Below are 16138 nucleotides of genomic sequence, written 5' to 3' on the forward strand. Positions count from 1 at the left end.
GATCGCAATGAAAGTGGAGTCAACTCAGCCGATGCAGGATAAGAAAAAACGCAAAATTCGCTTGATTGCCGTCTTATTCATCGCGTTGCTGGTTATTTGCACGTTGCTAGGAAACACCCTCCAAGCGCTTACGTTGCCGAAAGTGGCGACGATTCAGAGCAGCAAAGGGGCGCTCGTTCATTCTTATCAAGGAAGCGCGACGGTTCGATCGGAGATGGAGAGGGACTTGCTAAATCCGATGAATTGGATCGTCGAGAAATTACCTGTTCAAGTTGGAGATAAGGTGGAAAAAGGCCAAACTCTCGTTGAATACGATGATCGCAGCGCCGTGCAGCAATTGGCCGACGAGCAATCTGCTTTGCAGAAGCTTGAATTATCCATGAAGCAGTTAGAGCAACAGTATATTCAAGCCATGCAAACAGAGGACGAGATGGCCAAGTCAAGCGCTTCGTCGGCCATCGAGCTGGCGAAGATCGACATCGCGACCCAGAAGTCGCATATTCAAATCGGAATGGGCGAGCTGGAGGAGCATCGTCGAATCGTCGCCCCGTTTGCCGGAATCGTCACCGATGTCAACGCGGTAGTCGGACTCGCGTCTTCCGGCGAGCCGGATATTCGGCTTGCCAACGCGTCGGCGGGATTCCGCATCGATCTCCAGATTCCGGCGGACGTAGCGGCATTGATGAAGGAGGGCGAGGATCTTGACGTTCTGCTCTCCGGCGAGAAGACCCGCATTCTTGCAGGTAAAGTCGCGAGCATCGAAGCGGGAGACGGTCCTCCCGTCGACGAAGATTCCGACTCGATGGGAGGGAATCAGACTGCGGTCGCGACGGAGAAGCTAACCGTCTCGTTGCAAGACAAGTCTCTTCAAGGGGGCGAACGAGTGAAGGTTCAAATTCTGAAATCGAACCCGGAGGAAGAAATTCTACTATCCAACCAAGTGATTCTCGAGGATAATGAAGGGAGTTACGTCTTCACATTAGAAGAAAGACAAGGCCCGCTCGGCAACGCCTATTACGCCGTGAGGACACCGATCAAGAAATCCGATTCCAACGGCAGCATGACGGCCGTTAGCGAGGGACTGTTCGAGGAGCAACAGATCATCGTGGTTGGCGACCATGCCATTATGGACGGGACACGGGTTCGGTTGTAGGTAACCGCAAGCATGACCCGTAACGGCACGTCGTGCCACGTACTCTACCATTTTCTACACAAGTTGGTGACAAGTTTAAGATACTCCCGTGACTTCCGAGATTTATAATGATGAAGTGACTTATTCCTAACATCTTAAGGAGGACACCATGAGCAATCGCGGGAAACGTAATCGATCTTCAAAGTCCGCCGTTCTTCTTTTTTTCTTATTAGTGCTCGGCGGTGCTTTCTTATTTATACAGAGCGGCAATCGAATCGACGGCGCGCCTAGTAAAGAGGAGGCTTCAACCGAAACTCCGGTGAAGCAAGAAGCCGAAGACGTTAAATTATCGTCGGATAAAGTCTTCAAGATCGTTATCGATCCGGGACACGGCGGTAATGATCCGGGCGCGCCGGGCTACAGCGGTATCGAGGAAAAGGCGGACATGCTTGCCATCGGGCTTAAAGTGTACGACTTACTGCAGCAAGAGCCGATGTTCGAAGCGCGCCTAACCCGAAACGACGATACATTCGTGGAGTTGGGGGATCGTGCGGCAATAGCCAACGACTGGGGAGCGGACGCATTGATATCCATCCACGGCAATTCTTACACGGATGAATCCATTTTCGGGACGGAAGTGTATTACGAGAAAGAAAACAGCCTTCAACTGGCGGAAACCATTCATAGCAAGATGCTGGAAAAAACGGGACTAGTCGATCGGGGCGTAAGGAACGAGCAGCTCAAAGTACTTTCGGAAAGCGAGATGCCCGCCGTGTTAATGGAAACGGGATACCTCTCGAATCCGGACGAAGAAGCGTTCATCCAAAGCGAGGACGGACAAGCCCGCATAGCGCAAGCGATCGTGGATGGATTGAAGCAATATTTTCAAGATCGACAGTAAAATGCCATTATTCGATTAGTCGTCTACACACGTGCACCCCCTATCCAATGGATAGGGGGTGTTTTATTGATCCGGAACTATTCTAGAATTTCAATTCGGTACGATTATTAGTCGCTCCGTAGTTGCATTCAATAGTTTAGTCTCTTGATGCTACGTAGAGCTGCTGGGCAATTCGGGCAGGCTCCAAGATGATGGCGGAGAAATGATCTCCGGGAGTCTTAACCAATCGGAACAATCCAAGCCTGCTAGACATATGCGGGTGCCAACCGTAACCTTCGCCTTGAGGCAGGACGTTGTCCTCCGTCAAGTATAAGTAGCTTTTCGGAGTAGTTAGCTTAAAGAACTTCTTGAGATCGAGCTTCTCGAAGAGAGGCGTGGCGGGTTCCGGCAATATTCGGCTGTATGCTTGCTGGGCGAACGGCAGATCGGCCAAGTTAACGAACGTCTCCCGGAAGACGGGGAAGGGCAGCATGATCGTATCGTTCCCGCTCGCTTTTCTAAGCTGCATGAAGCCTGCTTTGGACTCGGGCGGGAATTGATCCGCGAGGGACGCGCCGTCATTCACGACGAAAGCGTTAAGGAAAACGATTCGCTTCAGTCTGTCGGGAACTTGTTCCGCTACCTTCTGAATGACCGAACCGCCGAAGCTATGCCCGACGAGTATGATGTCTTTCAGTTGGTTCGCGGTAATGAAGTCCACGACCGATTTGGTAATCATCGCATGGGTCACGCCATCCGTCGGATATCCGCCGTGGCCCGCATACTCGGGAACGTAAACGGTGTGTCCTTGCTTGCGCAATTCCGCGGCAACGCCGTCCCAGAAGCTGGTATCCGCCCAAGAACCGTGAACGAGCACGAAGGTGAGAGGTTGTTGAGCATCCCGATAATAGCCGTAATAACGTTGGTCGACTTGAGGATATGACCCATGCGCCCAAGGTGTCGTATTCCGATAATACATTTAAGCCCACATCCTTATGGAGTACTAGGCTTTAGTCTATGTTCGCATGCCTAATCCGTTCCCGAGGGCGATGAAAATGCATTAAATGTACTCCCGCATTCCGTTTTTCTTTAACAAGACGACGATATCCTTCACGTCCTGCGCCCGATCCTTCGAACAGATCAGAAGAGCATCCTTGGTATCGGCGATGATCAATCCATCGATTCCGATGGTCGTGATGAGCCTCTCTTCGCCATAGATAATCGAATTTCTCGTCTGAATGCCCAGATGTTTCGACTTTACGATATTACCGAATTCATCCGGAGGAATAATAGCGCCGAGAGCATCCCAACTGCCGATATCGTTCCAGCCGAAATCCCCGCTGATGACGACGACTTCGTCGCTGCGTTCCAATATTCCGTAATCGATCGAGATATTAGGAAGGTTCGGATAGATATCGCGCACGATTTCTTCCCGATTATCTTGATTGATCTCTTCCACGAGAGGAAGCATCGTCTTGTAAAGTCTAGGTAAAAACCGTTTGAAGTTATCGATGATCACCGACGTTTTCCAGATGAATATACCGCTATTCCATAGATAGCTTCCCGAAGCCAAGTACTCCTCCGCCAGGAGGAAGCTAGGCTTCTCGACGAATTCGACCGCTTCATACACGTTGCACGGCTCGGTCATATACGTATCGCCGGAGTGGGAGATATAGCCATAGCCGGTAGAAGGGAAAGTAGGCTTGATGCCGATCGTTACGATCTTATTCGTCTCTTCGGCGACGGCGCATGCTTCGGTCAACGTCTTCCTGTATTTAACCTCATCGGTAATATGATGATCGGACGGAGACACGACCATCAGGGAGTCGCCGAATTTCCGATCGATGAACAATGCCGCGTAGAGTATGCTGGCGGCGGTATTGCGCGCGATAGGCTCCACTAAAATATTGCTGGCGGGGACGCTGATATGCATGATGCTTTCCAACTGAACCGCTTGCGACGAATTCGTTACGACGATCGTATTCTCGAGCGGAATGACGCCGCTAAACCGGCCGATCGTGTCGTTCAGCATAATGTCGTTACCGCTGATGTTCAGTAATTGCTTGGGCATTTCCTGCCGGGACAAGGGCCAGAACCGCGTGCCCCCGCCGCCTGCCAGTATCGTTACGAACTTATGCATGTTGGATCACCGAATACGCGATGCAGTAAGAGATGATATTTTCCGAGCCTTGATTCAAATTCAGCCCGCTTGCATGTATGCCGTCGTAGCAACCGCCGGTCTGCGGGTCTATCATGGAGTGATTGCTAGAGTTGCGGCCATGAAACCAATCCAGGCATAAGTTGGCCTGACGCAGGTACGAGGGGCTTCCCAGAATTTCGTAAGCTTCGCGGAAGGCAAGGAGCATCTCGCAGGCTTCGATAGGCTGCTCGTCATATCGCGCTGCTTCTTCTCCCCGAACGAGCCATCCGTTGCTTCCGATCGGCCTGAAATATCCCTCCGCCGTGAAGGTTAACGAAGCAAGAAAATCCAAGCTGGCTTTCGCGGTATGACGCAAATCCGTTCTTTCGCACAGACGCGAAGCTTTGAACAACGCCCATGGCAACATGGCATTCCCGTAAGTGATGCTGTCTTCGAACCAATGCCAATCGGAACCGCTGTATTGATCGTATTGCGTCTGCAGGCGATCGGCCAATCCTTCGACTAAGTCTCTGATCAATTTGTGCGGCAGAAATTTGGAGGCGTCCTCCGTCTTGTCCGTATGAGGATACGGGAACGAGTAGGAGAGAGAGTTTTTGGTTTCCAGCAAGTAGCACAGACCGACTAGGGCATACGCAATCGCTCTCGGAGATTGCAGTGCCGCAATGTGGGGAAGAGCTTGGTTAATCATATATCTGCAGCTATTGTGGAGGCTGTCCGGCACGTTGGAATCCGATACGGCGAAACCGAGCGCCCATATGCATCGTCCCAAGCAATCCTCCGAGCCGATTTGCTCCGTGAAAGTACGATTGTAATCCATGAAATTCTTGAAGCTTCCGTCTTCGTTCTGGGCATGGTGGACGAAGGATAGATAAGTGCTAACGAGTTCGAGCCAACCGGCGTCCTTATCGTTGCCGTGAAGCATGACGGCCGCGATCAGAGCGCGGGAATTATCGTCGGTCGTATAGCCCCTCGTCCGATCCGGAATTCCGAATTTGGTATGCTGAAAAATGCCGGTATCATCCGTTAGCCTGCGCAAATAATTCGATTGCAACGGTTTTAATATGATTTTCTCCATTAAATCACGCTCCCATGGTTCGTATAACTGCTATGGGCAGCGACGGAATCCCTTATGAGTCCCGCATATTGTTTGACGATTTGATTCCACATCATCGTTCGTCCAAGATCAAGCGTCCTCTGCTCCATATGCAGCTTTTTCTCCGGATGATCGAGAATATCCAGAATACCGGTTCCCAGAGACTTCGGATCGCGGAAATTCGCCAACAATCCTCTCCCGTCGGCCAACATCTCCGTTGCGTACCGGTAAGGTGTAGAGATGATAACTCTTCCGTAACCTATTCCGTAAGCGAGCGTGCCGCTAACCGCCTGTTCCTTGCCTAAGTAAGGAGTCATGTAGATGTCGGACAGGACGAGAGAATGAACGACTTCCTCTTGCGTGAGCAGCTTATCGACGAATACGACATGGTTATCCAACCCTAGCTCGGAGACGAGTGCTTGCAGCTTCTGCCGATACACTTCCCCGACTTCCTGTTTCACTACGGGATGCGTCTTGCCCCATACGATGTAGAGGGCATCGGGATGGCTTTCTTTGACTTCGCGCATCGCTTCGATCGCGTATTCGATTCCCTTACCCGGACTTAGAAAACCGAAGGTAGAGATGACTTGACGATCGGCATAGCCGTATAAAGCTTTGAGGCGTTCTCTGGACTCCGTCTCCAGTTGGGGAACCCCGTGATGAATCATTTCGATCTTGTTCAATGCGATCCCGTAGATGGCATGAAGATCCTTCTTCGTGCTTTGCGCCATCGTAACGGACTTGCAGCTTAGCTCGCCTAAACGGGCTACGATCTGAAATTGCTTAGGATTCGGAGACGACAGAACCGTGTGGAATATGACGATAAAAGGAACGGTCAGCCTCTCCGCGAGATCGATGAGATATTCGCCGCTATTTCCGCCGTAGATGCCGAATTCATGCTGAATGACTAGCAGATCGATATTGGAACGATTCAGCTCCAAAGCGATTCTTATATATTCCCATCTATGGTTCTGATTGAAGCTCATCATCACTTTTTTGCCATAGGCATAAGTCGCGTTGTTGTTCACCGCTATGACCCGCGGCGGATGAAAGTCGCTCATCGTCTCCAACTCGTTAATCATATCCTGCGTAAAAGTAGCCAATCCGCATTCCCTTGGGAGATAGGTGCCTAGGAACGCTACGTTCTTCTTATTTAAAGTCGATACCATCCAAAAACCTCCTCAAAATATAAAAATTTACAAAAAACCGAAATAAAAAAAAGAAATAAAGATTAACTTTATTTCTGGCGTAAAAGCGAATATTTAGTTCGGTCGTCATGACCCGGGTGAAATACATATTGATTTGTAAAATGTGATATGATATTATAATTAATTTGGCAAAATTTAGTTCCTCCTTAAACAATAGCACCCTAATCAATATCTGTCAATTCCGGCGATAATTGTACATTCGGAAATAAACATGATACGCTTATAGCTATTCAAGAGGGGGCTAATAAGCTATGAGTAACACTATCCAATTAACGGATCGTTCCAATCTTCCCTCATCGCAAGTGAAACAACTGAAAAATCAAGGCTTTATATCAGGCGTCGTATATGGCGTAGGCATTACGAGTATTCCAATCGTAGTGAATGCCAAGCAACTGTTCGCCGCGCTGAAGAAAAATCCGAAGGCCATTTTGCAGGCTGCCATTGCAGAGCGCGGACAACATCCCGTTCTCGTTCAAGAGGTTCAGAAGGATATGTTAACGGGCAAATGGACTCATGTTGATTTTCATCAGATTAATATGAACGAGAGCATCGACACGAAAGCGACTATTCACTTCACGGGAAATCCGATTGGACTAGTAGAGGGAGGCATCCTTCAAACCGAGGTTCACGAGGTCGAAATTCGTTGCATGCCGGACAAATTGTTCGCCGCATTCGAAGTCGATATTAGCAAGCTCGGTATAGGGGACCAGCTCCTGGTATCGGATTTGTCTATTCCCGAGGGAGTCGAGATCCTGACGGATGCGTCGGTCATGCTCATTAAAGTGTTAAGTCCGGATGCTCCCGTCGCGGAAGAGAAGCCTGTCGCTTAACCTATTGAACGCCCAATTACGAATCGTTGTCCAAGCTAAATTTCGCCGCGCAGGAATGACGTCTGCGCGGCTTTTTTGCGTCAATTTTTGGAGAATGCTGGAAGGTGAAAGGCGATCGGCGTCGAATGCTAAGGAGTCGGAAAACAACTTAGACTAGAAAGAGGTACTGAAATGAAGAAGAAGGTTCGCTTAGCGCTATCCATCGTTCTATTCGTTAGCTTAGGTTGGAGCGGTTGGATAACAGGTACGGCATCCGCCGCGGACTCGGCTCCGAAGATTAAAGACATTATCGGGGAAGATACGTATTTGATGGACGACGGCTCCGTATGGTCGAGGATCGATTTTTCTCGATTGATCCACACGCAAGGTGACGTCGAATATTTGACCGGCGACGAGAGGGAAGGTTACGGCATAAACCGCGAGGGTACTTTGGTCGAATGGAATTATGCCAAAGGGCCGAAAGCCGTAGCGGATCAAGTCGGAGTCAAGCAAGCATCAGGACTCTACTGGCTGAAAAACGACGGTAGCGTATGGAACAGCGTCGGCAAAGTAAGCAAGCTCCAAGGGATCTCGTTCATCGGGTACGGCAATCGAGCATTCGGCGCCTTGTCCCAGAATGGCGATGTGTTATACCAAGATCCTTATAACATCGAATCCTATCAGAAGCTGGGTACGATCTCGGATGCTTCGTCCGTAAAGGGTATCGCGGTATACTTCGGACGGGTTGCGTTGCTCTATACTAACGGTAAAGTCGTCGTCTTTGAGGCATCCAATTTCGACGACAACGGCAAAATTATCCCGGTTACGGTGGCGCAAGATGCGGTTCACATCTCCTACGCCTCCGGTAATACTACGGATGTATTAATCGTGACTCGCCAAGACGGTACGGTTTGGACGACGGGTGAATATCAAGATAGATGGAAGCTTACGAATCAAGCTCAAGGGCTTAATCAAATCGTGAGAACAGCCGTATACGAGGATTCCGAGCACTTCTTCGCGATGAGCGGCGACGGCGGTTGGGTGAAATACGACGACGGCCAAGTCAAGCCGGTCGACGTACCTGGCGTGATTAAGCTCGACGTAGCCGTGTCCGCTCAGAAAACCTTCCTGGGCGACAGCTTGAAGGTGGATATTCAAGAGACGTATTCCAACGGCGCCAAGCTCAAAGTAAAGGCGGACGATTCGAACGTCGAAGCGGATAAGCCGTATATGCTCAAGATTCAACCGAACGGAAGCTTCAAGGTACTCGGCGTCGGTCAAACGACGTTAACCGTGACGTCAAGCGGGTTAACGAAGTCCGTCAAGATTTCCGCCAGTCCAAAAAGTAATTTGAAATATTCAAAGCTGGTTAACGGAGTCGTGTTCCTCCCGGTTAAACCGATATTTCAAGCGATGGGAGGCACCGTTACCGCAGCGGGCGGCTCGATTACGGTGAAACTCGGAGAAGAGACCTCCTTAACGTTAAAGACGGGCGATAAGAAAGCCACCCTTAACGGCCAGGACATCACTTTGCAAGCCGCGCCATTGAGCGACAAAGGGGATACGTTATTTCCTGCCTCGATACTAACGGAAATACTGGACGCGAAAGTCCAATGGAACGCCAAATGGAAGCAAGCCGACATTTCTATCGGAGAGGCGCGCCTGTCCGTCGTTTCCGCGGAAACGGCGGCATTGGTCAAGAAGGCGGCGCAAGGTAGCTTAGTCAAATATATCGGCAGAAGCTATTGGTTGAACTATTTCCAAGATTGGGATCGGTTCTCGAAGGTTACGGTTACCGATATCGTTCCGGATAGCACCGGGGATTTCGTAATCGAGTTCAAGTCGGCTACAGGCAGAACTTTGAAGAGTTATCCCATGTCTTCCAGTTACGTGACGCAACTGTTCGCGGACAGTTCTTCTTTCCTGAACTATGATCCGTACAAAAGGTATAAGTGGTCTCCGTCCGTCTGGAAGCAGATCAAAGCCGGAAAAGTATCGCTCGGAATGACGAAAGAACAGGTCCAATTCTCCTGGGGAAATCCAACAGCCAAGAGTACGGCGACAGCAGCGGGCAAATCGATCGAAACATGGGTATACTCCAATTTCGACGCGGTTTCGTTCGTGAACGGCAAGGTGACGTTTATCCTATCGTAATATCGATTGTGATCCGATTTCGACCCGCCGATGGCGGGTCGTTTTAATGATAACAAACGGGCTTATCGGAGATGCTCGCGACTAAGTCCATAATTTTTATACACCTTTAGCTCCATGTTCCCGTTTATGTGTTATGGTTTAAAGGATTACGCGTCGAAGGAGATAGTTGCTCATGCTAAGCGATTGGATTAAAAACTTGCTAGAAAGCACCTCCCTCTCGGGATTTTACGTGCTCCTGCTTACGTTCCCGCTGACGATCGTCCAAGGAGTGCTTGGATTGTTCCCCTATACGATTCTGATCGTGCTAAACATTTCGGCTATGGGATTGACGTACGGGCTGCTTACGAGCTGGATTTCCAGCATTATCGTAGCGAATCTCGTTTTTTATTGCTGCAGGTCTTTTTTCTCCGAATGGTTTAACAGCAAGATCAAGAGGAAAGAAGGACGATACGAGAAGTGGCAGAGGTATTTCGAATTGTACGGAGTGTGGACTCTCATCTTGCTGCGGACATTGCCGATTATTCCGAATAACGTCATCTCTCTGATGGCTTCGGTCTCTAGCATTAAGCTGTATGCTTATTTTATGTCGTCCGTCATTGGGAATTTATCGCAAATATGGCTGTATGGAATAATAAGCTCTTCGATCTTGATTCCAGGCCGGGATACCAAATGGTTGATCGGCAGTTACGTGGCATTCTGCATCGTTGTGGTAGTCGCATTCTTCATCAGTCAATTTTTCAAAAAACAAAGAGGAAATAGAATCACCGCGGATAAACAACTGCATTTGTAAGGACCGGGAACGAGGAATGCCGATGAAGGCGTTCCTTTTTGTTCATACGCGGAATTAATGGAGGAGGATGATCGATATGGGATTTGAAATCATCGAAGCGACATTCGCGGACATTCAAGCGGCTTTGACGTCGGGCGAACTGACCTCCAAGAAATTGGTTTTGCAATATTTGAATAGGATAGCCGAACACGACAAGAACGGATTGACGCTGAATTCCGTGCTGGAGATCAACCCGGATGCCTTGTTCATCGCGGATGCGCTGGATTCGGAGAGACTTCGGAGCGGTTCGCGGGGTCCTCTTCACGGCATACCGATCTTATTGAAAGATAATATTAATACCGGAGACATGATGCACACGAGCGCGGGCTCTCTCGCTCTGGCGAACTCTTACGCGAGCGAAGACGCGTTCATCGCGAAGAAACTTCGCGATGCCGGTGCCATTCTTCTTGGTAAGGCCAATATGACCGAGTTCGCTAACATGATGACGGAAGGAATGCCTTCCGGTTACAGCTCTCGAGGCGGACAAGTATTGAATCCGTACAACATCTCAACTCCGACCGGCGGGTCAAGCGCGGGCTCCGGCGTTGCGGTTGCGGCGAATTTCTGCGCGGCGGCTATTGGAACGGAGACGTCGGGCTCCATCTTGAATCCGAGCAATCTAAGCTCGATAGCGGGTATCAAGCCGACCGTAGGATTGATAAGCCGTACGGGAATTCTACCGCTTTCCAATTCACAGGATACGGCAGGTCCGATGGCTAGGACGGTAACCGACGCCGTTCTGTTACTTCAAGGCATGCTCGGACACGATGAGCGGGATGCGGCTATGGGCGGAGGTATTGGCAAGCAATCCAAGGATTATGCTTCTTTCTTGGACAAGGATGGACTAAAGGGGGCGCGAATCGGCATTCCCAGAGACTATTACCAAGAAGAGTTAACGGAGGAGCAGCTAAGCATCTTCAATCGAGCGGTTGAAATCATGAAGGAGCAAGGCGCTACGATCGTTGACCCTGCGAACATTCCGACTGCGCGAAGCATCGTGTATTCCACGGTTATCCTCAACGAATTCAAAGCTTCGATTAATGCGTATTTAGCAAGGCTTGGTCCTCATGCTCCTATGCGCTCGCTGAAGGAGATCATCGAATTCAACAACCGCCACCCGATGGAAACGTTGAAATACGGCCAGAAAACGCTCATCGATACGGAGTACAACACATCCGGCACCTTGACCGAGCCTCGTTATATTCACGATCGCGCTACCGATCTGAAGCTTTGTAAGGAGGACGGAATAGACGCGACTATGCGAGAACATCAATTGGATGCATTGTTATTTCCAGCCGATTTCGGATCCCGAATCACTTCACGCGCCGGATATCCCTCGATCATCGTACCGGCTGGATATACGCAAGCCGGACCTCCGTTCGGCGTAACTTTCTCGGCGCGTGCCTATGAGGAGCCGACGCTGATTAAACTTGCTTATTCATTCGAACAGCATTCCAAGTTCCGCAAGGCTCCTTCCTTGAAAAGCTTTTTAGATTGAAATAATGATTACTGAGGTTAATTGCGGGACATTCGTACGGTGCAACTGCCCGCGAATGTCCTTTTTGATTTGGAAGGATTAGCAATAAAGCTAATCGCAAAATACATAGTCCTAAGCGGATTGTTTCTCGATATGAACAGTAGTCCTCACGGTTATCTCGTGTAAACATGATAGAGGAAAGGAGGTAAACCGCTTATAACCGATTACAAAGAAAGGCAATCCGATCGCAGGGAGGAATTATCGGACAGCTACAAAACCAATCGAGCGAAGGAGATGAAGGATTGATGATGAAAGGAAGAAGAACGAGTGCGAAGAAACGGCTGGTTAGCATTCTGTTCGCAACGGTGATGTTATTGCCGATTATCCCGCTACCCTCGGCTTTCGCGGCGACACTAAATGTAACCGCTTACGGGGCGAACGGGGGAGATACTTCCGACGACTTGCAAGGAATCACGAACGCCATAACGGCGGCTACCAGCGGAGATACGGTTTATTTTCCGGCAGGGACTTATTATATTTCTAGTACTATTGCAGCTAAATCGGGCATTAAGCTGATCGGACAAAGCAAAGATACGACGATTATCAAATATAGCGGAACGACGGACAACAACATGATTACTTTGAGCAATACGACGGGAGTCGAAGTCGCTCAACTGACTTTGGACGGGAACAATAATACCCATGTCGTCTCAGGTATCTGGGGAGAACCTGGCGGCAGCCATAATATCCACCACAACATTATCAAGGATTTGATCAAATCGGATGGATTCGCGCCATTCGGCGTGTTGCTGTCCGCTACGAACAATTCTATCATCGCCGACAATACGTTCACGAACATCGGCGTGAACTCCACTTGGGGCGGCGCGATACGGGCAGGCTGGAATTCCAACAACACGCAGATTCTTCGCAATACGATAACCAACACCGGACGTGGAGGCATCTTTGCGAACGATACGTGCAGCGGCGTCGTAGTCAGAGGCAATACGGTCTTGGGTTCCGGATTGCACGAGCACGGACTAGCGATCGAACTGCATACGGGCTGTAACAATTCCGTCATCGAGGACAATATAACGGATCACTGGATCAGTGCCGTTCGTTCCGCTTATGTCGCGGTGAGAAGGAATACCGTGCACACGACCGATGGAACCGTTCAGGGAATGGGTCTAGAAGTCATGGTCGATCATGGCGTCACGACGGATAACTTGGTAGACGGCGGTCAACAAGTCGGCATGCAGCAATCTCCCGGTACCGGCTATCAATACTGGGGCTACAATACGGTCCAGAACATGGTCATGTGGGGCATGCAGCTTCAAGGCGAAGGCACGGGAGAAATCGAGCAATTCCAATACTTCTATAAGAACATCTTCAAGAACGGAGCGGCCGGACATCCCGCAGCGGCTTATCCCGGATATGACGGAAACGCTATTCGAATTCATGGAAACTCGCAGAACTTAACGTTCGATAGCAACCAAATCATCAACAACGGCAGGAAAGCGATCGAGATCACGAACGCTGCCGGTGTAGATCGTCTTAGTTTTATTAACAACATCATCACCGGTAACGGAGGCCCTTCGATCGATCAATATCCATCCTCCGCATCTCATCTCGAATGGAGCAACAATACGGTAAGCGGCAACGGCACGAACACTCAGTTAACGAGCCGCGGATTCAGCAATCCGAAACCTGTGGCGAATTTCAGCGCGCCGCTTAGCGTGCAGCTCGGTCAACCGATCACGTTCACGAACTCGTCGACGGACAACGGGTCGATCTCAGAGAATCTATGGGATCTTGGCGAAGGGCCGCCGCTGAACACGGTAAGCCCGACGTACACGTATCAGAATCCGGGTATCTACCGGGTAACGCTCGTCGTCTGGGACAATGAGGGACGCGCTCATTTGAAAGAGCAGTCCGTAAACGTGTTCACTGGTCCACCGGATACTCAAGCGCCGACGGCGCCGACGTTAACGTCGCCTTCCAAGTCCAACGTAACCGTTGATCTTGCATGGTCGGGTTCGACCGATAACGTAGGGGTCGTCGGTTACGACATCTACAAGAACGGAACGTTAGCCGGATCCACTACCGGTGCCGGCGCAACGACGTTCACGGTCACGGGGCTTACGCCAAGCACGGCGTATAGCTTCACTGTCAAAGCGAAGGATGCGGCAACCAACGTCTCCGCGGCCAGCAATACCTTGAACGTAACGACGGAAGTCGGCGATACGCAGGCTCCGACGGCTCCGACGAATCTGGCTTCGACAGCCTTTACGGATACGAGCGTGAGCTTGTCCTGGTCGGCTTCATCGGATAACGTTGGCGTAACCGGATACAACGTATTCTACGGAACGACGCTTGCCGGATCCACTACCGGTCCTAGCGCGACGAACTTCAGCGCGAGCGGGCTCACTCCTAACACGGCGTATACGTTTACGGTTAAAGCGAAGGACGCTTCGAATAACGTTTCGTCTGCCAGCAATAGCGTAACCGTGACGACGGATCCTGCCGCGAACTGGGTGTTGTGCGCGGGGGAGAACAATACGTGCAGCTTCTCGGGAACGAAGCAGGTTCGTTTCGGCGCGAACGGTAGCTATGCATACGGGACGTACACGAACTCCGTCATGTGTTCGACGAATCAATTCGGCGATCCGGCTCCGGGGGCATACAAATCCTGCGAAGTTAATCTTGCGGGAACCGGTGGAGGCGGGGATACGCAAGCACCTACGGCGCCTTCGAACTTGACCTCTCCGTCCAAGACGGCGAGCAGCGTGAATTTGTCCTGGTCGGCATCGACCGATAACGTGGCGGTGACGGGCTATAATGTATATAACGGTTCCACGCTTGCGGGAACAGCGATGTCCGGCACCACCTTCACTGTGAGCGGTCTAGCGGAGAATACGGCTTACACGTTTACAGTCAAAGCGAAGGACGCGGCGGGTAACCTGTCCGCGGCCAGCAACTCGCTTAGCGTTACGACCAACAACTCGAGCCAGACCGATAATCAGGCTCCGACCGCTCCATCAAGCCTGACGTCTCCTTCGAAAACGGATACGAGTGTGAATCTGTCGTGGACGGCATCGACGGATAACGTGGCGGTAACCGGCTACGACATCTACAACGGATCGAGTCTTGCCGGTTCAACGACATCCGCTACGACGTTCGCGGTGACAGGTCTTACGGCCAACACCGGGTATGCGTTCACTGTCAAAGCGAAGGATGCGGCTGGCAACGTGTCCGCGTCTAGCAACTCGCTTAGCGTTACGACCAATGCGGCTTCGTCCGCCAATTGGGTATTCTGCGCTGGCGAGAACAATACGTGCAGCTTCTCCGGAACGAAGGAAGTACGTTACGGAGCGAACGGCAGCTATAATTACGGTACTTACACGAATTCGGTTTTCTGCGGAAATAGCACTTTCGGCGATCCTCTAGTCGGAGTCGGGAAATCCTGCGACGTGAACATGGGCGGAAGCGGAGGCGGCGATACGCAAGCTCCAACGGCTCCGGCGGGTTTAACGTCACCTTCGAAGACCAGCACGAGCGTCAGCCTGTCGTGGACCGCGTCAACCGATAACGTTGCCGTTACCGGCTACGACGTCTACAACGGTTCTACGCTTGCGGGTTCCGCGTCGGGCACGACTTTCACGGTGAGCGGGCTAACGGCGAATACTGCGTATTCGTTCACCGTCAAAGCAAAGGATGCGGCGGGCAACTCGTCCGCAGCGAGCAGTGCGCTTAGCGTGACGACGAACGCGTCCGGCGGCGGAGGAAGCGGAAGCGTCGTGAGAGAATACTGGACCGGAATTTCCGGTACGTCGATTTCCAGTATTCCTACGGGTACTACGCCATCCGGCACTTCTACGTTAACCAGTCTGGAAGGACCTACGAACTGGGACGACAACTACGGAGCGAGGATTCGCGGGTATATTACCCCTACGACAACCGGATCCTATACGTTCTATATCTCGGGCGACGACGAGAGCCAGTTATTCCTAAGCACGAACAACAGCCCGTCGAATAAGTCCATGATCGCGAACGTATACGAGTATACGGGAGTCAGGGAATGGAACAAACACACGACGCAGCAAGCGGCCGCTGTTACGCTTACCGCCGGGCAGGCTTATTACTTCGAAGTGCTGCATAAAGAAGGAGCAGGCGGCGATAATCTCGCGGTGGGCTGGACCGGTCCCGGCATCTCGACGATTACCGTAATCTCCGGATCCGTTCTGTCTTCGTACTGATGTATTGAGATTCATGAGGCACTTGCTAGCGGCGAACCCGCTTGTAAGTGCCTTTTTTACTACGGTCTTTTTAACAACGTTATTCGCAATTGCTTTTGTCACTATCCCTTTCACTCAGGAGGCAGGGAATAGCGAGAATAGT

11 protein-coding genes are annotated in these 16138 nt (G+C 50.9%); 7 read left to right on the plus strand and 4 right to left on the minus strand.

What is annotated here, in order from left to right; all coding sequences use genetic code 11:
* The first annotated feature begins 7 nt into the window (after positions 1-7).
* Positions 8-1153, plus strand: coding sequence for an efflux RND transporter periplasmic adaptor subunit (locus DFP95_RS14015; RefSeq protein WP_115993269.1), 1146 nt, complete (start codon positions 8-10; stop codon positions 1151-1153).
* A 148-nt stretch (positions 1154-1301) separates the two neighbouring features.
* On the plus strand, positions 1302-2033 hold the full coding sequence (locus tag DFP95_RS14020; protein WP_115993270.1) for an N-acetylmuramoyl-L-alanine amidase family protein: 732 nt from the start codon (positions 1302-1304) through the stop codon (positions 2031-2033).
* Between the two features lie 136 nt (positions 2034-2169).
* Here the strand turns inward: DFP95_RS14020 and DFP95_RS14025 are convergent, their stop codons facing one another.
* The 4 genes from DFP95_RS14025 to DFP95_RS14040 form a co-directional block, all read right to left on the minus strand.
* Entirely contained in the window at positions 2170-2991 is an 822-nt protein-coding gene (locus DFP95_RS14025; protein WP_115993271.1) for an alpha/beta hydrolase, read from the minus strand.
* 81 nt (positions 2992-3072) lie between these two features.
* Positions 3073-4152 (minus strand): mannose-1-phosphate guanylyltransferase, encoded by a 1080-nt coding sequence (locus DFP95_RS14030; protein WP_115993272.1) that lies wholly within the window; start codon positions 4150-4152, stop codon positions 3073-3075.
* A complete protein-coding gene (locus tag DFP95_RS14035; RefSeq protein ID WP_181907412.1) occupies positions 4145-5248 on the minus strand; it encodes a glycosyltransferase in 1104 nt (367 codons plus the stop codon). The genes DFP95_RS14030 and DFP95_RS14035 overlap by 8 nt, the downstream gene beginning before the upstream one ends.
* Positions 5248-6435, minus strand: a complete 1188-nt coding sequence (locus DFP95_RS14040; RefSeq protein ID WP_115993273.1) for a glycosyltransferase family 4 protein — start codon at positions 6433-6435, stop codon at positions 5248-5250. The genes DFP95_RS14035 and DFP95_RS14040 overlap by 1 nt, the downstream gene beginning before the upstream one ends.
* 290 nt (positions 6436-6725) lie before the next feature.
* Here DFP95_RS14040 and DFP95_RS14050 point away from each other — a divergent pair, with 290 nt between their 5' ends.
* The 5 genes from DFP95_RS14050 (at position 6726) to DFP95_RS29390 (ending at position 15996) form a co-directional block, all read left to right on the plus strand.
* Positions 6726-7304, plus strand: coding sequence for a 50S ribosomal protein L25 (locus DFP95_RS14050; protein ID WP_115993275.1), 579 nt, complete (start codon positions 6726-6728; stop codon positions 7302-7304).
* A 171-nt stretch (positions 7305-7475) separates the two neighbouring features.
* Positions 7476-9437 carry a copper amine oxidase N-terminal domain-containing protein gene (locus tag DFP95_RS14055; RefSeq protein WP_115993276.1) on the plus strand — a complete coding sequence of 654 codons (1962 nt, stop codon included), beginning with the start codon at positions 7476-7478 and terminating at the stop codon, positions 9435-9437.
* A 172-nt stretch (positions 9438-9609) separates the two neighbouring features.
* Entirely contained in the window at positions 9610-10227 is a 618-nt protein-coding gene (locus tag DFP95_RS14060) for a TVP38/TMEM64 family protein (protein WP_115993277.1), read from the plus strand.
* 76 nt (positions 10228-10303) lie between these two features.
* Positions 10304-11764, plus strand: coding sequence for an amidase family protein (locus DFP95_RS14065; protein ID WP_115993278.1), 1461 nt, complete (start codon positions 10304-10306; stop codon positions 11762-11764).
* A gap of 284 nt (positions 11765-12048) precedes the next feature.
* Positions 12049-15996, plus strand: a complete 3948-nt coding sequence (locus DFP95_RS29390) for a fibronectin type III domain-containing protein (RefSeq protein WP_245987657.1) — start codon at positions 12049-12051, stop codon at positions 15994-15996.
* Positions 15997-16138: the final 142 nt, after the last annotated feature.

This window comes from Cohnella lupini, from assembly GCF_003386205.1.
GTDB lineage: Bacteria > Bacillota > Bacilli > Paenibacillales > Paenibacillaceae > Cohnella > Cohnella lupini.